This window comes from Rahnella sp. AN3-3W3, from assembly GCF_003263545.1.
GTDB lineage: Bacteria > Pseudomonadota > Gammaproteobacteria > Enterobacterales > Enterobacteriaceae > Rahnella > Rahnella variigena.
In genome coordinates, this window is sequence record NZ_JYDG01000023.1 from 1 (window position 1) to 18,808 (window position 18,808).

Annotated in this window: 20 protein-coding genes and 1 other RNA gene; 3 read left to right on the forward strand and 18 right to left on the reverse strand. The window is 46.4% G+C overall.

Annotation, left to right across the window (positions count from 1 at the left end):
- Window positions 1-231: 231 nt before the first annotated feature.
- Window positions 232-1,101 (forward strand): 16S rRNA (cytidine(1402)-2'-O)-methyltransferase, encoded by an 870-nt coding sequence (rsmI, locus tag UC15_RS08590; RefSeq protein WP_112288072.1) that lies wholly within the window; start codon window positions 232-234, stop codon window positions 1,099-1,101.
- Between the two features lie 25 nt (window positions 1,102-1,126).
- Window positions 1,127-1,505: RNase P RNA component class A (gene rnpB, locus UC15_RS08595), an RNA gene on the forward strand.
- Between the two features lie 90 nt (window positions 1,506-1,595).
- Here the strand turns inward: rnpB and UC15_RS08600 are convergent.
- The 13 genes from UC15_RS08600 to UC15_RS08660 all read right to left on the reverse strand — a co-directional run bounded on the left by UC15_RS08600 (window position 1,596) and on the right by UC15_RS08660 (window position 14,842).
- On the reverse strand, window positions 1,596-2,405 hold the full coding sequence (locus UC15_RS08600; RefSeq protein WP_112288073.1) for a M23 family metallopeptidase: 810 nt from the start codon (window positions 2,403-2,405) through the stop codon (window positions 1,596-1,598).
- A 3-nt stretch (window positions 2,406-2,408) separates the two neighbouring features.
- Window positions 2,409-3,239, reverse strand: a complete 831-nt coding sequence (locus UC15_RS08605) for an A24 family peptidase (RefSeq protein WP_112288074.1) — start codon at window positions 3,237-3,239, stop codon at window positions 2,409-2,411.
- 28 nt (window positions 3,240-3,267) lie between these two features.
- Entirely contained in the window at window positions 3,268-4,608 is a 1,341-nt protein-coding gene (locus UC15_RS08610; RefSeq protein ID WP_112288075.1) for a hypothetical protein, read from the reverse strand.
- An 11-nt stretch (window positions 4,609-4,619) separates the two neighbouring features.
- Window positions 4,620-5,666, reverse strand: a complete 1,047-nt coding sequence (locus tag UC15_RS08615) for a type II secretion system F family protein (RefSeq protein ID WP_112288076.1) — start codon at window positions 5,664-5,666, stop codon at window positions 4,620-4,622.
- Window positions 5,650-7,179 carry an ATPase, T2SS/T4P/T4SS family gene (locus UC15_RS08620; protein ID WP_112288077.1) on the reverse strand — a complete coding sequence of 510 codons (1,530 nt, stop codon included), beginning with the start codon at window positions 7,177-7,179 and terminating at the stop codon, window positions 5,650-5,652. Before UC15_RS08620 ends, UC15_RS08615 begins: the two co-directional genes overlap by 17 nt.
- Window positions 7,176-7,676 carry a hypothetical protein gene (locus UC15_RS08625; RefSeq protein WP_112288078.1) on the reverse strand — a complete coding sequence of 167 codons (501 nt, stop codon included), beginning with the start codon at window positions 7,674-7,676 and terminating at the stop codon, window positions 7,176-7,178. Before UC15_RS08625 ends, UC15_RS08620 begins: the two co-directional genes overlap by 4 nt.
- Entirely contained in the window at window positions 7,658-8,506 is an 849-nt protein-coding gene (locus UC15_RS08630) for a hypothetical protein (protein WP_112288079.1), read from the reverse strand. The genes UC15_RS08625 and UC15_RS08630 overlap by 19 nt, the downstream gene beginning before the upstream one ends.
- Window positions 8,507-8,510: 4 nt before the next feature.
- Window positions 8,511-9,068, reverse strand: coding sequence for a pilus assembly protein (locus tag UC15_RS08635; protein WP_112288080.1), 558 nt, complete (start codon window positions 9,066-9,068; stop codon window positions 8,511-8,513).
- Window positions 9,069-9,086: 18 nt separating this feature from the next.
- Window positions 9,087-10,535: a type II and III secretion system protein gene (locus UC15_RS08640; protein WP_112288081.1), complete on the reverse strand. Its 1,449-nt coding sequence runs from the start codon at window positions 10,533-10,535 to the stop codon at window positions 9,087-9,089.
- Between the two features lie 22 nt (window positions 10,536-10,557).
- Window positions 10,558-11,022 carry a TcpQ domain-containing protein gene (locus UC15_RS25920; protein WP_232829847.1) on the reverse strand — a complete coding sequence of 155 codons (465 nt, stop codon included), beginning with the start codon at window positions 11,020-11,022 and terminating at the stop codon, window positions 10,558-10,560.
- A 55-nt stretch (window positions 11,023-11,077) separates the two neighbouring features.
- On the reverse strand, window positions 11,078-12,745 hold the full coding sequence (locus UC15_RS08650; protein WP_112288082.1) for a Tfp pilus assembly protein FimT/FimU: 1,668 nt from the start codon (window positions 12,743-12,745) through the stop codon (window positions 11,078-11,080).
- 95 nt (window positions 12,746-12,840) lie between these two features.
- Window positions 12,841-13,539 carry a prepilin-type N-terminal cleavage/methylation domain-containing protein gene (locus UC15_RS08655; protein WP_013577215.1) on the reverse strand — a complete coding sequence of 233 codons (699 nt, stop codon included), beginning with the start codon at window positions 13,537-13,539 and terminating at the stop codon, window positions 12,841-12,843.
- A 598-nt stretch (window positions 13,540-14,137) separates the two neighbouring features.
- Window positions 14,138-14,842 carry a pirin family protein gene (locus UC15_RS08660; protein WP_112288083.1) on the reverse strand — a complete coding sequence of 235 codons (705 nt, stop codon included), beginning with the start codon at window positions 14,840-14,842 and terminating at the stop codon, window positions 14,138-14,140.
- A 110-nt stretch (window positions 14,843-14,952) separates the two neighbouring features.
- Here UC15_RS08660 and UC15_RS08670 point away from each other — a divergent pair, with 110 nt between their 5' ends.
- Window positions 14,953-15,858 (forward strand): LysR family transcriptional regulator, encoded by a 906-nt coding sequence (locus UC15_RS08670; RefSeq protein WP_112288085.1) that lies wholly within the window; start codon window positions 14,953-14,955, stop codon window positions 15,856-15,858.
- A gap of 43 nt (window positions 15,859-15,901) precedes the next feature.
- Here UC15_RS08670 and UC15_RS08675 read toward each other — a convergent pair whose 3' ends face one another.
- The 5 genes from UC15_RS08675 to UC15_RS08695 form a co-directional block, all read right to left on the reverse strand.
- On the reverse strand, window positions 15,902-16,885 hold the full coding sequence (locus UC15_RS08675; RefSeq protein WP_112288086.1) for a glutathione S-transferase family protein: 984 nt from the start codon (window positions 16,883-16,885) through the stop codon (window positions 15,902-15,904).
- A 165-nt stretch (window positions 16,886-17,050) separates the two neighbouring features.
- A complete protein-coding gene (locus tag UC15_RS08680; protein ID WP_112288087.1) occupies window positions 17,051-17,443 on the reverse strand; it encodes a DoxX family protein in 393 nt (130 codons plus the stop codon).
- A 238-nt stretch (window positions 17,444-17,681) separates the two neighbouring features.
- Window positions 17,682-17,966 carry a YqjK-like family protein gene (locus UC15_RS08685; protein WP_112288088.1) on the reverse strand — a complete coding sequence of 95 codons (285 nt, stop codon included), beginning with the start codon at window positions 17,964-17,966 and terminating at the stop codon, window positions 17,682-17,684.
- A complete protein-coding gene (locus tag UC15_RS08690; protein WP_112288089.1) occupies window positions 17,963-18,370 on the reverse strand; it encodes a phage holin family protein in 408 nt (135 codons plus the stop codon). Before UC15_RS08690 ends, UC15_RS08685 begins: the two co-directional genes overlap by 4 nt.
- A 2-nt stretch (window positions 18,371-18,372) precedes the next feature.
- On the reverse strand, window positions 18,373-18,675 hold the full coding sequence (locus UC15_RS08695) for a YqjD family protein (RefSeq protein ID WP_013577208.1): 303 nt from the start codon (window positions 18,673-18,675) through the stop codon (window positions 18,373-18,375).
- Window positions 18,676-18,808: the final 133 nt, after the last annotated feature.

Below are 18,808 nucleotides of genomic sequence, written 5' to 3' on the forward strand. Positions count from 1 at the left end.
CTTTGCTGTGCCTGTTGCAGATAATAGTCAGAGCTGCCGGACGCTGCACCCTGGACACTTTCTGTCGGCGCCTGTGGTGCCTGACCGGAACAGCTGGCGAGAAGCATAGCCACGATAATGGCAGGGAGTAAACGTCCCGAACGGGTACGAAAGGTCATTGAGGAAGGCATTCAGTTTCCAGTGATGTTTTTTCAAGATGCTCAATATTAAATCGGCAATCCGGATGAAACAATGAATCAAGACGATCAAGCAGATATTTCTGCCTCAACGCTGTATATCGTACCGACGCCAATTGGCAATTTAGGGGATATTACCCAACGCGCGCTGGCCGTACTGAACAGTGTAGATTTGATTGCCGCAGAAGACACCCGCCATACCGGATTGCTGCTGCAACATTTCGCGATCACCGCCAAAATGTTCCCGCTGCACGATCATAATGAACAGCAGAAAGCCGAGCATTTGCTGTCAAAATTGCAGGAAGGCCAGACCATTGCGCTGGTGTCCGATGCCGGTACGCCACTTATCAACGATCCAGGTTACCACCTGGTGCGTCGTTGTCGTGAGGCAGGTATCCGTGTGGTGCCGTTACCGGGTGCCTGTGCGGCGATCACCGCATTATGTGCCGCAGGTTTGCCTTCTGACCGTTTCTGTTACGAAGGATTTCTGCCTGCCAAAACCAAATCACGTAAAGATACGTTGCAGGCATTAATCGAAGAGCCGCGCACGTTGATTTTCTACGAATCGACTCACCGTCTGATCGACAGTTTACAGGATATGGTGGAAGTGTGGGGGCCGCAGCGTTATGTGGTGCTGGCGCGCGAACTGACTAAAACCTGGGAAAATATACACGGTGCGCCTGTGGGCGAACTGCTGGCCTGGGTACAGGAAGTTGAAACGCGCAGACGCGGTGAAATGGTGCTGATTGTTGAAGGGCATAAACTCGATACCGAAGCGTTACCGGCGGAAGCCTTACGCACACTGGCGTTACTGCAAAAAGAACTGCCACTGAAAAAAGCCGCCGCGCTGGCCGCGGAAATCCACGGCGTGAAAAAGAATGCGTTGTATAAATACGCGCTTGATGAGCAAGAGGGTGACAAATAGGACGTAATACCCTATTATCCGCCGCGGAGTTGACCAGACAGTCGCCGCTTCTTTGCCGTCCCTTTCGGGGGAGACAGAAGGAGGGGAGGAAAGTCCGGGCTCCATAGGGCAGGGTGCCAGGTAACGCCTGGGAAGCGCGAGCTTACGACAAGTGCAACAGAGAGTAAACCGCCGATGGCCCGCGCAAGTGGGATCAGGTAAGGGTGAAAGGGTGCGGTAAGAGCGCACCGCGCGGCTGGCAACAGTTCGTGGCATGGTAAACTCCACCCGGAGCAAGGCCAAATAGGGGTTCACATGGTACGGCCCGTACTGAACCCGGGTAGGCTGCTTGAGCCAGTGAGCGATTGCTGGCCTAGACGAATGACTGTCCACGACAGAACCCGGCTTAACGGTCAACTCCCTCGTCAAAAGAAAGCCCGCGTAGTTAACACTACGCGGGCTTTCGTCTTTTTCCCGTCATCATTTGGGATACACCCACTTCTCTTTTTTTCTCTTCAGGACATTTTTTGTAACCGGTACCTGCCATTCTTCAAAATCACTTTATAATCGCCGAAAACTCTCTGATCAGCACTGGCATAGACTGTTTTTCCGTTATACCTCACCATCACTTTTTCCTGACCGGCTATTTCAGTCACCAGCATAATTCTCGGTACGGAAATTGTCGAAACACTGACGTCGGCAGCCTGCCAGTATGAAACATCGGAAGATGAAAGCAGCTTCGCCGCGTCCATTGCCTGTCCCTGATATATCAACTCAAAATGCAAATGTGGCCCCGTGCTGCGTCCGGTATTACCTGAATAAGCGAGGATATCGCCGCGAGCTATCTTCTGTCCGGCGATAACGTTTAGTCTGGTCAGATGCAAGTAGCGGCTTCTCCACCCCTGCGGGTGGCTTACCACCACGTAATTTCCGGCGGTGGGATGATACATCGCTTCCACGACAATCCCTTTTTCCGTGGCGAATACCGGTGTTAAAAGCGGAGCTGCATAATCAGTGCCTTCATGCCGGGAGAAACGATGCATGATGGGATGCCAGCGCAGACTGAATGCGGAAGTGACCCGCAAAGGAATATTCATTGGCGAGAGAAAATGCGGGTAGCGAATCGGTGAGGTTCCTGTTTTTAGCAGACTTGCCTCTGATGTTTTCTCTTCTCTGGTCGTAAGCAGCGTCGTCGGAGAAAAATAATTATTATTCACCTCCAAATCGGAACGCGTAGCATGAATCAATGCCAGCGTGACAGCCGCATTGCCAGCAGCCTGTGCAAACAACGGAATGAGCAGCAGGAAAGGCAGTGTCCGGTGCATAGCTTAAAGTTGCTCAATAAAAAATATCACCAGTCCGGCCATGCAGATTGAAGGGCCGAAAGGGATGTAATGCTTTTCAGCGGTGGGATTATCTTCATCCAGCGACCGCCGCTGGTTCAGCAGTGTACAGAGCAGATACACCATCATTCCTGAGGCCGCCGACCCGATAATCAGTTCCGGGATTTTTTCCATTCCCAGCCAAGCGGTGATTGCAGCTAACAGTTTGACATCGCCATAGCCCAGCCCTTCACGCCCGCGCAATTTCTTATATGCCGCCATCACGACATAAAGTAATAGCCATGCTGCCACCGCGCCAAAAATAGCAGAGCGGGGTTCGATATCGGTGATACCTGATACTGAACAGAGTAAGCCACTCCATAGCAGTAAAGACACCAGACTGTCTGGCAAAATCAGATGCTGAAAATCAATCACCGACAAGCTGTAGAGCAAACAGAAATACAGAAAGAAACTGCAAATCTGAATTTCTGTGAACTGCGGCAGAGCAATAATTGCCATGCCGGTGAAGAAGACTGCACACAGGATTTCGGAAATCAAATACTGTGCGGAAATTGCACTTTCGCAATGGCGACATTTTCCCTTAAGCCATAACCAGCTCAGAACTGGAATATTGTCACGCTTCAAAACCCGCGCACCACATGCCGGGCAATGAGAGGGGGGCCACCAGAGACTGACTTTGACAGCATCAGGCTCAGTGCCGCATTGTGCAAAAATCATTAACGGTAACCGGTAAATTAACACATTAATAAAACTGCCGATAAACAGGCCGAAAATTAATGCCATGAACGGATAAAACCACAGATAAAATGTAATCATAATAATCTCATGCTATTTCGATAATTATTTATCGCGGTGTGACGTCAGTATGTAATTCCATAAAGTCAGTATCTGTGTCAGGTCCACCAGATAGCGTATGGATCCTAAGACGTGAAGAAAATAGCTGCGTCCCGTTAGTGTCACATATATAGGCATTATTAGGTGACGGTGGTTTATCAAACATTTCTTCAAATCTGAATCCTTTTCTTCCCTCCGGAAGGTAGTATTTTTTCTGCTGTTTTATAATTGTCTTTAAAAATGGATCCGGGTATTCAAACTTTGATAAATCAGTATAATCATCTACAGAATCTTTACCTTTGGCACCGTTCATACAAATAAAGATATCTCCTCCACGTGCCCATCCCAATGATTCATGCCAGAGACTTGTCCATTTCAATCCTCCCCCAATCCGTGTATGAACTGCAGCAACTTCATTAATAGGCACAGACTCATTCATTTGTTGGTTCAATAATCCTATACCAATGAAACCATTAAACGCATCAGGGTTTCCGGTTGAGACAAATGCTGGAGCGGGATAATGGCTCTGACTGTTACCCTCAGGCCCTTTATAATAGGTGAAGCTTTCACCGTCATTACTTTTTAATGTCCATGCAGTGAGTACCTGATGCATACCCGACGTTCCTTCCAGTAATATCGCCTCCAGATGGATCAGTGACATATGTCTGTGCGGAAGGTAAACCACTAATTCATGCCCCTCGCCACCTGTACCGATACTACTGGTAGAACCCTCAGGACCTGCAGAAGCGCGTGGAAAAACCAGGGTGCCAACCCACAAGGTCTTATTTTGTTTTGTCGCAACATCAAGAAGTTCATCGTATAAAGAAAGTGTGCGCGAGCCTGAAGTCATGCCGGGCTTACATTTGTAACGCTGTTCTTTAAGTGTTGCCGGCGTCCCGGAACAGGCGGTAATCGCCGGAAACGGATCATTTTTTGTATAGGGTTTTGCATTAATAATGGGCAATCCCCAGTCGCTTTCCTTACCTCCGCTGACCCAACTGTATTTATCACCTGATGCATAATGAAGATAATGTTGTGAAAAATCATAATTGTCATCGGTGATCTCTGGCAAGCGTGATGCAGGGATTTGCATGTCATCTGATTCGATATACATAATATTGACAGCGATCGGAGAGGAACTTTTTTCATCATAATAATAAGAATTGCCACTCACTGCATAACCAAAAAAATTGGCAACAGGCAATGCCAGCGGCATGTCCAGGGGGTGTGCGGCTCCGCCACCCCCATCAGCTTCAGTAAATTTGAAAACGCCACCCTGAGGTATCGTTGCAGAGAATGCACTGATCGGCAGCAAACAGAGTGTTGCGAAAATAAGCGTTATTTTTCTCATAGTATAATCCTTTAAAAAGAGCCGCTTGCACCCATTTTTCCCAGTGTGTCTGACAAGGCGAAAAGGGCAGCAAAAACCCAAACTACACATCCTCCCAGTATCAATGTAGAGAGTGACTTCAATAACCCGGATAACTTTTTTATATATTCCTGAACATGTTCACGGGATTTAGCCGAGACGGAACTCAGTACTTCATTAAATGACGGTAACTCGGCGTACAGGCTAATATTTAGCAGTGTTTCAGGTCCAAATAATCCTGTGTTCAGCGCTTCACCGTAACCCAGCCCATTTGCCATGTTCTCGCGCATATTATTAATGTGATGTTTTAACCATCTGTTTGAGTTTAATAAAATAATGGCGAGGCCGTCATTTAAAGGGATGCCGTTCTTCAGCATCAGAGCCAGATTGTTTATAAAGATCGACGCCACAATTTGCTTGTATGTAGAGAAAGGGAGTATCCGATCAAGGAATTTGTTTCTAAGCGATCCGCTGAAATTTGAGATGACCATTTTAATGGTAAATACAACTGCTGCGATAACAATAATGATATAAACCCACAAGCCCGCCACTAAAGAATTTCCGAATGTATATAATGATTTTGTTATTCCGGGCCATTTACTAACAGGAACCACACTTTCAAAAGCAGGGAATACTTTCATTGAGTATCCTGCAATAACAATAAGAGACAAAATTATCATAATGACCGGAAAAAGCACTGCCGAGATGAGTTTACTCTTTAATTCGCTGTTATAGTTTATGATATTAACTAACGTCATAAATCCATCAGCAAGGCTTCCGCTTTGTTCGGCTGCATTAATAACACTGAGTTCGCTTTGCGGAACAAGCCCCTCAAACATCACAGCAATAGATGCCCCTTTAAGTCCAGCCTTCATATTATGAGTTAAATTGGCGATATTTTTGGCAAAACCCGCACCTAATAAGCTCTTGCCCTCAAGCTGAAGTTTTACCAGAGAATCATAAAGAGGTAACTCTGTCCTGATCATGTCAGCACAGAACTTATAAAGAAATAGCCTTTGTTTTTTACCGAACTTTGCCATGGATAATCTCCCTATTATCTTTATCTACATCGCCAAATTCCATATTGAACCAAGTCGCACACACCCGGCCTTGCAGAACCTCAGCAAATACCTTTTCTTTTATTTCAAAGCCTTCGCTCATTCCTGGTGCCGAAAGGCGTTTTTCCCGCCATAGCGTGTAGACTTGCAACCACTCTTGCTTAGATATTGCGGCCAGCTCATCGTAGGTCGGTCGCATATATTCCATCACCAGTTGCCTGCCACTGATGCCGGTATATTTACATCTCTCACAGCCATCCTCATATTGCTCGTACAGAGACATCAACTCCCCACCGAATGATATATCGACAGGGCGATGACAATGGGAGCAAATAACGGGGACAAGTTTTTGACATTGCAGTCCGGCAATGAACCCTGGCGTGGAAAGCTTATCGCTGGTGATACCCATGGCAGATAAGCGTTGTAATAAGGAGACAATATTCCCCGCATGAACTGTGGTGAAACAATAGTGACCACTTTCCACAGCCCCGGCCAGAGCGTTGGCAGATATGGTGTCGCGGATTTCGCCGACCATCAGAACATCTGGATCACGTCGCAATGCGGATTTGATGGCTGAATGGAAGCCGCCTCCTTCAACACTGACCACTGAGCTTTGTTTCGCTCCGTATATCTGATATTCGACAGGATCCTCAACCGTGAGAAAGCACCCTTTATTGCCATAACGATTGATTTGTAACCACTCCATCAGGTTCTTCAATGTTGTGGATTTGCCCGATCCCGTGGTTCCTGCAATAAAATAGGCACCATAAGGGTTACTGAGGATCTTTTTGAGATCGTCTAATTCTTCATTCGATATGCCGAGTTTATTAAGATTGGCGACTGCACTTTTTGACAATCCGGAAGGAATAATACGCAGCACCGCGTGGTAACAATCGTTCGTTTCACCAAAAATCGGAAAGTGGGCATAGCGGAAGCGAAAGCTTAATGCGTTCAGCGTATAGAGAATATTGGCACTTTGCGGAATAGTGCGGTTCCAGGTGGTATCGCGGGTACTGGCTTGTACGTTATACAGAACAAATACCAGCTCATCACATTTGCTGGCAGGCATCTGCATCATGGGCAACAGCATACCGTTAACCCGAACCTCCAGTTGCGCAAGAATATCATTGCGTGTGATGTGAAGGTCACTGGCCCCCATATTCACGGCTTCAATCAGTATGGCTTCGAGTTCTTTCTGCGTTTCACTAATATCCAGCGCGACACGACTCAGTTTCTGCAAAGAAACCAGTTCATAGATTTTGAAATACACGGCCTCGGTGACGCCCCCGATCCCAGCAATCTTATGATGATGGATATCATTCATCTTACGAACTTCATACTGCAGAATATGCAGCTCTTCGATTAATGAACGCTGAGAAACGAGATACTCCTGCGTACCCGTGCGGGCAAGCAGCATACGATCTTCAATTTCAGCAAAAATCCATTCGCCACTGTGAATGGAATCCTCCGTAAGCCGTATGAAATCCAGGATCACCGGGAGACTTCCCTTACAAATGACTGTTGCGCGTTACTGCCCTGATGGACAGCATAGCGCTTACCGTTCGCCGTAAAAATTTCGCCAATACGTACAAATACGGTTTTTGAACCTACAGCTACTGCGGCTTGGGTGATGCCCGCAATCTGCGATAACATCATAATTCTGGGCTCTGCGGCGGCAGGTAACGGTGTGGGTTGAATATCTTTGTCCGCAGATTCATTATTCATATTGAGGATTGGCCCTTGTGTCAGGTCGGCCGCCTCACTTTTTATTTTTGCCATTTCGAGGCGCAACTTGGCGAGTGTCAGCTGCTGTGAAAGCTGATGCTCGGCCTGATTAAACGCTACGTCATCTTCCATCAACCTCGATATATGCTCCTGAATGGGCGCAGGAAGCCCCCCGGCATTCTCGACAGTGGCTTGAATGTCATCGGCAAAACTGCCAGAAGAAAACAAAGTCATCAGTGCAGTTATTATTAATTTCCGGTTTTGCATACCATAACTCCTGTAATTTTATTATCCTTAACGCTGTCTATTTTCTGGATGATGAAAGCATCCCTGAAAGCTTGTCTCTCTAACAGGCTGGCGGTGTACAATAGCGCCATATAGTTTTTAGACTGTTTAGGGATTTCCATTTCCCAACTCAGTACATTAATCCCATAATTTTTCCCCCTCCCTTTTGCTGCTATTTTATTTTCGATAGCCTGTACAGCAGAGCCTGGTGGTGAGACGATCTTCACGATTTTCCTGGGGTCAGATACTGAGTTATAAGAATAAAGATAGTTCAGCACATCACCGCAAGAGGGCGGATAAATATCCTTTTTATTCTTGTATGCAGACAATATCGGGTTGTCATCCAGTCCTGATTTAATTCCTGTAAAATCAATGGAAGTATCTGAAAAACTGGCAGTATAAACTTCATCAAAAAATATTTTTTGTGCGAGCGTAAACACACTACCTTTTTTTAATTGATAACTGAATGAACAATTTTTTGCATCGCAGGTATAGACTTCATTGACGTAATTAAAATCAGACAGAATACGCTGACTTTTGGAAATCTCTGCAGCTAATGTTGTAAGTTTTGAAATGCTCCCGCCTGACAAATTACTCAAATAGAATTTATCAACCGTACTTATGTCATTAGCTAACTGCTGCGCTTCGCGACGTTTTATCTCATCTCGTTGTTTCGCGGGTTCATAAGCAAAAAAATACCAGCCTGCAATACCGCCGGCAATGAGGAGTAATAGCACTCCGATGGCAATCCCAGCTTTGATTCTGCGGGAAACAGGCCGGGAATTTTTGCGTAATTTAAGTCCCTTTATCATATCGTCATCCAGAAATTATACTGTACAAAAATATTGAAGATGCAATGAGTAGAATTAATACACCACAGGCAACACCGGACCAGAACAGCCTTTGTCTTTTTTTATAAATTAGTTGGTTTTCTTTGCATGATTCAGCTATGCAGTCCAGTTGTGCCGGCGTGATTTCCGATACCTGTAGTCGTGAGTATTTCGATGTGGGTAAGGTTTCCACGATTTCAGTAAAAAAATTCTCTGTAATGATGCAGTCGCTTCCACTAATGATGATGCCATCCATAATCATTAATAGATAAATTTTATGATCACCTGCATCGAAATGATAAATACCATCGCCGTAAAGGTTTCGGAGATGAACTGCAAAAGATTCGCAGCCTGGTGCTGTCTTTACAGAATAGCCAATCAGTTCATTTGTATTAGCTTCATCCTGTACGCGGTAAACATACATGCGGTGACTTCGCCGTATATTCACCATCCACCTCATATAACCGGCATCCATATTGTCGTGACCGGATGGTTCCCAGATTAACCCTGTCAATATATTATTACGTGACAATGTATTTAACATGATAGCCATCTCAATAAATTAACGATTTAAAGGCGCACGGTAATAGTCAATTCCTACGACCATGACAACAGTATGTTCATTGTCCTCAGCACTTTGTCCATAACCCAACATCTGGTACTGTTTATTTTTATTCAGTTCGTTCATTTCATATTTTGCAACCATGAGTAAACTGCCAGGGTTAACCGCCGTGGAGTTAAACATTTCCGTCGTTGTCACATTAGGTAACTGTACGGTATCAAATACATCTATCGAGTTTAACTGGCTCTTGGTAAATCCACTGGTGACTTCCACACGGCCATCCGTCATGACACGCGGAGTGATAATAAAACTGGTGCCGGTGATTATTTCAGCTGTTTCGATCTCGACATCTTCATCACCGCTGTCTTTATTCACCGTCCGTGTACGTCCGGAGACATAGTGCTGAGAATTGGTCATATTGAGCGGGATTGGGGTGTTATTCCGTGTTACAAATGAACCACTTTGCAACACTTTGCTCCCGGTAAGTGAATACAGTGCGTTCAGTTTAGCGTCGATGCTCAGTGCGCGATCAGCCCCGCCCGCGATGGTCATGCCCCCTCCCAGCATATCCATTATTGCTGTATCGATTATGACGCTGCTGCCCCCATCAACGTAAGACATATTCAGGCCGGCACCATATTCTTCCATTTTTTCTTTATTAAGAGTGAAGATTTTGTAAGTCACGACGAATTGACGGTTATTATCATCCTGGTATTTTTTTAATACATCACTCAATACCTTATATTCTGACGGGCGACCGGTCAGCGTAACGATTGAAGCATCCTTAAAGACGCTGTACATGCCGCTTGAAACATATTTTTCTGCCATATCCTCGACATCATCCCAGAATGAGGATTCAAACTTAGTTTCAGATTTTCCTTCCAGGCCACCGCTACTGACTGCGTCATTGGATAAGTCCAGGCTGGCTTCGAATTTGTTATTTTCGCCGTAAAAATCAAGCTTGATAGCATAAACACTAAACGCATCAATCTTAAGAATATTATTCTCATCCAGATTGGTTTTAACGTCATAAAGGGCAGAGATATAGCGCATAAATTCCTCAAAGGTGCCAGTGAAATTAATGCTATGCGCTTCAATATTGACTTTTCCGGCATCGGCACCTTTTACACCCGGGATGTCTAAATTAACACGATGGCTGACTCCTGTTTGTGCCAATAAAATATCCAGAACGGTGTTCAGGTCTGTAGGTTCATAAGAGTTTATGGCGACTTTTTTAGCAAGCAAGTGCTGACGTGTTGAACTGTAGTCAACTTTCTTTCCTAAATAAGCTGTGTCATATTTAATATACGGTTTGACCTTCATTTCATCTGCGGACGTCGCACCCGGCAAGGCATCTTTAACATTGCCGCGTGAAAAATGTTTATTAAAACTTCCCGCGCAGCCCTGCAAAAGAAGAGTCAATATCATAAATCCAATTTTGGTTTTCATATCCCTATCCTGAACTTTTCAGTTACATATCATCAATAATTAGTACGCGATTCTTCTGATAGTTTTTTATAATCAATCCATAGTTTTCAGAAGAAAATAGCTTGCCTAGCTCTGTCAGTACTTCGTCATCATCTTTACCGGCGAGAATGATGTGGCTATAAATCAAATAATCATTTTTGCTCTGCCAGAGAAGCTTATATCCCAGACTGTCTGCCCATCTTTTAATTCCCTGACTCAAAAGTTCACCACTGTTGAGTGTCAGAGGAAATGTCAATGGAACCGGTGCGGGCGACAACATCGTTGTAGTAGTCGTTGAAGTGGCTTTGGCAGCGGCATTCTCTCCACCAGAGAAAGGATTGTGTGGTGTCTCTGGCGAGATATTTGCGGGAACGGGCGTCAGGTTTAAGTCCGCATTAACCGCTGCCTGAGCAAATTGCCCGAGGGACAGTAATAAAGTAATAAACCATCCCAGTAATCTAATTTTCATTTTCTTCATCCTGAAATTTTCAAAAATATACTTACAACCCGTTGGTGATATTCAATCAATTTGGCGGCATGGGTATGGAATCATTTAACTCTGGTTGTTTTATCGAACTACACCATGAGGTCAGTACAACGGAAAGTGAACTCGGGTTAATAACGCTAACACCTTGCCCCGTCACATTGTCAAAAACACCGCTGGTTGCACTGATCACCCAGTAATCGCCTTTGGCATCATCTTTAATAAGATTTACTTGCACGGCGACGCCACTTAAATGATCTAATACACCTGTAGTGGTTCTCCGGTTATCTTCACTATTGGAAAAGTCGGTGAAGTCTCCACCGTCTTCATCTTCGCCTTCTGATGTTTCCAGCTTACCCACATCAGCCGCTATAGAAGAAATGGCGGCAGCCATTCTTGGATAAAGCTGTCGCGGCACTTTCTGCGGGTCAGCGGGATCGGGCGGAGCCTGAGGGCAAGTTTGTACGGGAAGCTTGATGTGGCCTGGTTCATCAGTGACTTTTTTATTGTAATCATCCGGGTCATTAACAATGACATCATTGGTACCGATGTCCTTTTTATTGCCAAAGGATTGGTAGGAAACCACCGGGCTGGTCATTAATGCGACGACATTCCCTTTTTCCGGGTCAAATGCCTCACCTTCAAAAATGACATTGGCCATCAACGTACCTGTGACTATCTGATTATTCGCATTTTTAGCTGTCAGATGCATCACGCCCTCATCCTGATTGCGTCCTGAGCCGTTCTCAACTTCAAGACAGTGAGTCATCATATTTTCTTGATAATTCCAGCACAGTTTGTTTACACCGACTGAGCCGTCCGGCTTGACGTTTTTCCCGACGCCCGCCTTGAAACTGAAACGGACGCCCATTTGCCCTATATTTTGATTAATATCATCCAGATAAGACGCCATATTGCCAAATGGAACGGCATTATCTGCTGCCTTGGCATTATTTGTTTTTAACAACTTCCAGCCGGTACCAAAGTTTGTGGCTTTTGTATTTTTTTCATCGTTACGATAGAGATAGTCGGCCTGAATGAACGTCAGATCGTAATGGGAAAATGCCTTGCTAAAGGCGGTGGCATAATTTTCGATGGAAAATTTATCAACATCACTTTTACCATTACGTCCTGGATGAAAACTAATGAAAAAATCTACCTGATCAATGGCACGTGAGTCATTCGGACCGATCAGATCGACGCGTTCAAGTACTAAATATCTGTCCTGACTGTCCGCAGGTTGCTTACAGGGCAAGTCCTCCGTATTGAATTCGTCATCTGCAACTTTCTGATTCGTTGAGCTGTAGCAGCGGTGGCTGGTGAAATAACCTCGTGCCTGAGTATTGTCCCATTTAATGTAATCATTCTTATCACCCGGTTCTTCATTCGGCTTATTATTAAAACGCGTAGCGTAAGCTTTTCCTTTTTCATCGGAAGTTAAAATGTCAGGGTTATAGAGAGGGTTAACGATAAAATCTAATTCACCATCCGCATCGCTATCCGTGGTGAGTTGCAGATTATCTTTATTAACAAACTGTAAGAAACCATGAATTTCACCTGCGAGTACATTGGTTAGGTTCTCCCTTGCAACCGATTCGATCTGTTTTTTCTTATAAAGAGAGAATGAGGTGAATACGACACCCATAATACCCATGACGATAATCATTTCCAATAAGGTAAACCCTTTACTGTTTCTTACCCCTGGCATACACATTCTCATCATTTCAATGTCATCGAAAATGAGCCTGCAACAATAATCGCGGCAGGCTCCTGTTTTAATAAAGGATAGTTTTAACGCTTTACTTATTTACTGCCTAACACCAGCGCGTTGTCTGAACCGACGGAACTATCACAAAAACCAGTGCCAACAATGGTTTCTGGTGTTAATTTGTCTTCAGTCAGTGTCTTAAGAATCGGCGCTGTAGCTGTGCCTGATAATGACGTTGGCGCCGATGCTAAATCTCCACCTGCAGCAACTTGCGCGGAAGCAACATAATCCCATTGTCCGCCAATCTGAGAGGCAATATTACGGCAATCTTCTGTATCAAGGCCATTAATGACAAGGTAGAAACCTTTCATCTTCGTATCAGCAGTCGCGTACTTAACGCCACCCAATTCGAACGGGTCATTTGATATACCATTGAAAGCTTCCCCAACCGAAATTTTACCCATTTTAACCAGAGTAGAAATGATTGAGCCTGTTGTATCGGTTGCACTACCGATATCCGATTTAGTCAGTGACGCCGCAGACGCAGTAGCCGGATATTCAGCGCTGTCTTTATAAGCTTCTGTTGTCCCCACGCGGACTGAGTTAGTATTATCGGCTAATTCACTGATGTCCTGTGCTGTGAAGGCACGGTTTGCCAACACAACTACACCGGCTGCTATAATACCGATAATGCCCAGAACGATGATGATTTCCAGTAAGGTAACACCACGCTGTTTTTTAAGTTCCTGATACTGATTTGCTTTACGCTTTAATGCAGTAATTGCATTTTTCATACCTTAATCCTTAGGCTTGAAATAAATTTTATAAATCACGTAGTAATACGATCCCGCTGGAAAAGAGCAAGATTCTTATAAATAAGAAATATATATACTAACGTCTTAATGTTATTACTAACGTTTTAAAGGCAGTAGTTCATGGCCATTCCCTTTATAAAAAATCAATCCCATTAACCAGCGCCTGAAATCATAGAGCAAAAAAAAGAATGCGTATAGATAATAAATCGGATCAAACGAATTAAATGTTATTCATATGAACTATTAGGAGGTGTTAATAATAAGATCATTTTTATGAATATTATATCTATAGTCATTGCCTGACATTCAAATATAATTTTGAGTGATCATTCAGGGTTGGCCTTCACATGAGGACAAGGTTTTTTTTGTGCGGTATTATCAATGGGATAGAGGGTTTTTGATTCGTTTTCTCATTCCGTTTGAACGAGTGAGTCTATCGGGTAACGACTGCTGTCAGATGACTCATTTATTACGTATTTTCATCACTCTTTTTATGGAATAATGTTATTTGAGCATTTAAAAAACGCCGGACAGGTTGCCCTGCGCGGCGTTTTATTTTCTTCGTGTTCCTCAAAATTCATACCGGCATATCAATTAGCAGTGCGCGTAACGGTGTAATGGCGGAAACCGTCAGACTGTTTTCCTGATGGATAAATGCGCCATCACCACAGGCCAGTTTTTGTAGCTCGCGGCTGACCGAACCCTGTGCATCTATCTTCCCGTGAATCGATTGCAAATAGGCGCGCGGTCCGCGTAACGGCAGCGTGATTTGTTCACCCGCTCCTAAATCCAGATGATGGATCCACACGTTTTGCCGCAGTTGCAGGCTGCCCTTTTCACCGTCCGGTGAGGCCAGCAGAAAATGCGTGGTGTCCGGCAGCGTCATTTTCTGGGTGAGTGCATTTTCATGCTCGGGACAGGCATCCAGCCACAACTGCATCCGCGTTAGCGGCTGACTGGCGCTGGTGTTCAGTTCGCTGTAACTGACATTGGGCTGTGTCGATAATAATGCCGCTTCACCGGCTTGCGCCCGGATGCTGTTGCCTGCGCTGTCGCGATATTCCGCGGCGCCCTGCAGGATGATATTCAGAACATCAACTCGCGGGTAGGTACGTGGCTGGAAACTGGCACCCGGCGCCAGCACTTCCTGATTCAGGACGCGCAGTGACGCATAGCCCATGAGCTTCGGATCAAAGTAGTGGCCAAAGGAAAATGTATACCGTGCCTGGAGCCAGCCAAAGTCAGCGGTACCGCACTCTTTTGCCGTTCTGCTGGTGATCATGGCGGTCGCCTCTCTTAAAAATTTCGATGTATAAATGGTAAGCGTCTGGACGTGTGATTGTTAGCCAGTTAATCTGGTCGCTATATTCAAATTTCCTGAAAGAGAAAAGAATGGCTAAGGATCGCGCACTCACACTTGAAGCCTTACGGGTCATGGATGCCATTGACCGCCGGGGCAGTTTTGCAGCTGCCGCCGATGAGCTGGGCCGCGTCCCGTCTGCATTGAGCTATACCATGCAGAAGCTGGAAGAGGAGCTGGATGTGGTGCTGTTTGACCGTTCAGGTCATCGGACAAAATTCACCAACGTAGGCCGGATGCTGCTCGAACGCGGACGTGTGTTACTGGAAGCAGCCGATAAGCTGACCGTCGATGCCGAAGCCTTAGCGCGCGGCTGGGAAACCCACATCACTATCGTGTGTGAGGCTTTATCGCCTGCTGCGCAATTGTTCCCGCTGATTGAAAAGCTGGCGCTGAAAGCCAATACGCAGGTGTCATTGATAACTGAAGTGCTGGCCGGTGCGTGGGAGCGTCTCGAGCAGGGGCGTGCGGATATCGTCATCGCGCCCGATATGCATTTCCGCTCTTCCACCGAAATTAACAGCCGCAAGCTCTACAAACTGGTCAGCGTGTATGTTGCTGCGCCGGACCATCCCATCCATCTCGAAGCCGAGCCGTTATCTGACGTCAGCCGGGTCAAATACCGTGGCATTGCCGTGGCGGATACCGCCCGTGAGCGTCCGGTGCTCACCGTTCAGTTGCTGGATAAACAGCAGCGCCTGACCGTCAGTACCATTGAAGAGAAACGCAAAGCGTTGCTGGCAGGATTAGGCGTGGCGACGATGCCTTATCCAATGGTCGAGAAAGACATCGAGGAAGGGCGTCTGCGGGTGGTCAGCGCGGAATATAACCGTGAGACGGATATTATCATGGCGTGGCGCCGTGACAGCATGGGCGAGGCAAAAGCCTGGTTCCTGCGTGAAATTCCAAAGTTACTGGCGACGCGGGAAGTGAAGTAAATTTTCCTTCCCCTTTTGTGAAAGGGGAAGGCGCAGAACTCAATCAAAAACGCGTATCGCGGCCGTGTTCAGACTCTAAATCCTGTGCCGGTCCGGTCGAGATTATGCCGTAAGGATTGATGGTCGCGTGGCTGCGGTAATAGTGATTACGGATATGGGCAAAATCCACCGTGTCACGAATGCCCGGCATCTGGTAGATATCGCGCAGGAAACCGTACAGATTCGGGTAATCGCTGATCCGGTAGCGGTCACACTTGAAGTGCGTGACGTACACCGGATCAAACCGCACCAGCGTGGTCCACAAACGGAGATCGGCTTCAGTCAGCTGATTACCGGTCAGATAACGGTGTTTACTCAGCAGTTCCTCGGCCCGTTCCAGCGCCGCGAAAACACCGTCAACCGCTTCATCGTAAGCGTCCTGAGACGTCGCAAAACCCGCCTTATACACACCATTGTTGATCTGCGGATAGACCCACTCATTAATCTCATCAATTGCCGGACGTAACGCCCCGGGATAATAATCTCCGGCTTTTGCACCCACGGCATCAAACGCGCTGTTAAACATGCGGATGATATCGGCGGACTCATTGCTGACGATGGTTTGCTGTTTTTTATCCCACAGGATCGGCACGGTAACGCGACCCGTATAATCATTCTGCGCCCGCAGATAGATCTCATAGGCATAGTTGAGATGATACAAATCATCGCCGGTTGCCGCCGGGAAATCAGTGCCGAAAGTCCAGCCATGTTCCAGCATCAGCGGATGAACGACAGAAACCGGAATAAACTCTTGCAGCCCTTTCAGCGTGCGCATCAACAATGTGCGGTGCGCCCACGGACAGGCCAGTGAAACATACAAATGGTAGCGGTCGCGCTCTGCGGCAAAACCGCCCACGCCGTGCTCGCCAGGAGTGCCATCCGGCGTTATCCAGTTGCGAAACTGTGCTGCTGAACGTTTGAAATGACCGCCGGTCGACTTGGTGTCGTACCAGGTGTCCTGCCAAACGCCATTGACGAGTTGTCCCATATTTCCTCCTTCCCCGTCATCCTTCGAGCCGTAACCCGAATGATTCAGGCGAGATTTACAGATAACTAATAAAAAAGGGCGAGGTGATAAATCACATCGCCCTGCAGGTCACTCTTTTGTCTTATTTAATTATAGCGTGGATGTTGCTCCCTGGTGCCGGGGCAATTACCAGTTTTTCTTGATCAGACGGTCGATGCTGAATGCGCCCGGGCCGGAAGCGAACAGTACGAAGAAACCACCGGCGATGGACAGGTTTTTCATGAACATCATCTGGTTCACGCCCTGTGCGAAATCAGTGTGGAAAATCAGTGCAGTCAGAATGGTGAAGATTGCAGTGATCAGCGCCGTAGTACGGGTGAAGAAACCAAACAGAATCGCCAGACCGCCGCCGAATTCAAGCAGGATAGTCAGTGGCAGGAAGAAGCTTGGCACGCCCATAGACGTCATGTAACCCGCAGTCGCGGTGTAACCGTTGATTTTGCCCCAGCCTGCAACGATGAACAGGATTGGCATCAGAATACGGGCAACCAGCAAAGCAGTGTCTTGTAACTTGTTCATTTTCTACTCCAGATTAATATGCCCAAGGCGGGCTAAAATGTTACCGGTCCGGTCAGAAAATGTTTCATGCCGTTACCGCATCAGTTGATGACGAGATAATAAGTCGGATGGTTACGCTTTGTTAGCAAGTAAAACTGTTGGAATGCTTCAAATAAATTGAACAGCTGAGAGATTGTTATTCAAAAAGAAAAGGGCTGATTGTTTTCCAATCAGCCCTTTTAACAGGAGGAGGTTGAGGCTATTTGTTGCCGATGGTTTTACGGAACAACCTGACGGTGCCCCAGATGCCAAAAGCACGCCGTGACCAGCGGACGACCGCACTGGGATGGCGGATACCATAAACTGCCAGCAGGCTTGAGCCCACGACCAGATATTTACGTATATCTACCAGTTTTACCCAGTAATGGTCTACTTTCGCGGTGGCCTCCAGCCAGTCAGAACCGGCCTGAGAAAGCTCGCCACGCTGACGCTCGATTTTGCGCAGCAGTCTGACTTTTTCGATAGCGCGGTCCGGAATACTCATTGCTCGTCATCCTTTTCCAACAGGGCGCGATCAACGTCCAGTTGCTTGCGGGTGAGGCTGAGCAACGTGGAGCGTTTGGCTTTCGCCAGCGTCATTGCGCCAAGGATCACTGCCAGAAGCAGCAATACGCCCGTCGTCGTGGCTATCGCCGTAAGACGATAGGCCGGATCGATGGCCCAGAACAACACCACCAGCAAACTCATCAGACCAAAAGCGGTAAGTATCAGGGTAATCCCGACCATGAGCAGTAATTGGAAAATATTGGCCTTTTCCTCTTCCAGCTCGATAACGGCCAGCCTGACACGCGATTCAACAATGCTCACCATGACAGTAGCGATGCGTGAAACGATGTCAAACAACCCTTTTCCTGGTCCTTGTGGTGCAGGTTTAATTGGCTCAGCCATAATTAGCGGCGGGCTAACAGAACGCCGATGACAACGCCGACTGCGGCACCAATACCAACGCCAGTCCAGGGTTTTTCATGTACGTAATCGTCGGCTTTACCGGCAATTTCTTTAGTCTGATAGGCAATCTTATCGCCCGTATCGCTCAGACGTTCGCGGGTATCTTTAAGCAGGGATTCTGCTTTGCCACGCAGTTTATCGAGTTCAGCTTTCGGCTTATCGGTAGAGGTCTGAAGAACTTCTTCCAGCGTATCTGCCAATGACTTGAGTTCAGCGCGCAGTTGTTCTGATGTATTACTAGCCATGTGTAAGTCACTCCATACGTTAACTGATTCGAACTTTTAACATAGCGGATATTCAGGTTATCGCAAATACGAATTATCTGTTAACACCCACAGAAACCCTGAAAAATCCGCTATATCGCGGTAAATCTAACTA

Coding starts and splice junctions, on each gene's coding strand:
- rsmI (WP_112288072.1), top strand. CDS start 232: ATGAATCAAGACGATCAAGCAGATATTTCTGCCTCAACGCTGTATATC.
- UC15_RS08600 (WP_112288073.1), bottom strand. CDS start 2,405: ATGCACCGGACACTGCCTTTCCTGCTGCTCATTCCGTTGTTTGCACAG.
- UC15_RS08605 (WP_112288074.1), bottom strand. CDS start 3,239: ATGATTACATTTTATCTGTGGTTTTATCCGTTCATGGCATTAATTTTC.
- UC15_RS08610 (WP_112288075.1), bottom strand. CDS start 4,608: ATGAGAAAAATAACGCTTATTTTCGCAACACTCTGTTTGCTGCCGATC.
- UC15_RS08615 (WP_112288076.1), bottom strand. CDS start 5,666: ATGGCAAAGTTCGGTAAAAAACAAAGGCTATTTCTTTATAAGTTCTGT.
- UC15_RS08625 (WP_112288078.1), bottom strand. CDS start 7,676: ATGCAAAACCGGAAATTAATAATAACTGCACTGATGACTTTGTTTTCT.
- UC15_RS08630 (WP_112288079.1), bottom strand. CDS start 8,506: ATGATAAAGGGACTTAAATTACGCAAAAATTCCCGGCCTGTTTCCCGC.
- UC15_RS08635 (WP_112288080.1), bottom strand. CDS start 9,068: ATGTTAAATACATTGTCACGTAATAATATATTGACAGGGTTAATCTGG.
- UC15_RS08640 (WP_112288081.1), bottom strand. CDS start 10,535: ATGAAAACCAAAATTGGATTTATGATATTGACTCTTCTTTTGCAGGGC.
- UC15_RS25920 (WP_232829847.1), bottom strand. CDS start 11,022: ATGAAAATTAGATTACTGGGATGGTTTATTACTTTATTACTGTCCCTC.
- UC15_RS08650 (WP_112288082.1), bottom strand. CDS start 12,745: ATGCCAGGGGTAAGAAACAGTAAAGGGTTTACCTTATTGGAAATGATT.
- UC15_RS08655 (WP_013577215.1), bottom strand. CDS start 13,539: ATGAAAAATGCAATTACTGCATTAAAGCGTAAAGCAAATCAGTATCAG.
- UC15_RS08660 (WP_112288083.1), bottom strand. CDS start 14,842: ATGATCACCAGCAGAACGGCAAAAGAGTGCGGTACCGCTGACTTTGGC.
- UC15_RS08670 (WP_112288085.1), top strand. CDS start 14,953: ATGGCTAAGGATCGCGCACTCACACTTGAAGCCTTACGGGTCATGGAT.
- UC15_RS08675 (WP_112288086.1), bottom strand. CDS start 16,885: ATGGGACAACTCGTCAATGGCGTTTGGCAGGACACCTGGTACGACACC.
- UC15_RS08680 (WP_112288087.1), bottom strand. CDS start 17,443: ATGAACAAGTTACAAGACACTGCTTTGCTGGTTGCCCGTATTCTGATG.
- UC15_RS08685 (WP_112288088.1), bottom strand. CDS start 17,966: ATGAGTATTCCGGACCGCGCTATCGAAAAAGTCAGACTGCTGCGCAAA.
- UC15_RS08690 (WP_112288089.1), bottom strand. CDS start 18,370: ATGGCTGAGCCAATTAAACCTGCACCACAAGGACCAGGAAAAGGGTTG.
- UC15_RS08695 (WP_013577208.1), bottom strand. CDS start 18,675: ATGGCTAGTAATACATCAGAACAACTGCGCGCTGAACTCAAGTCATTG.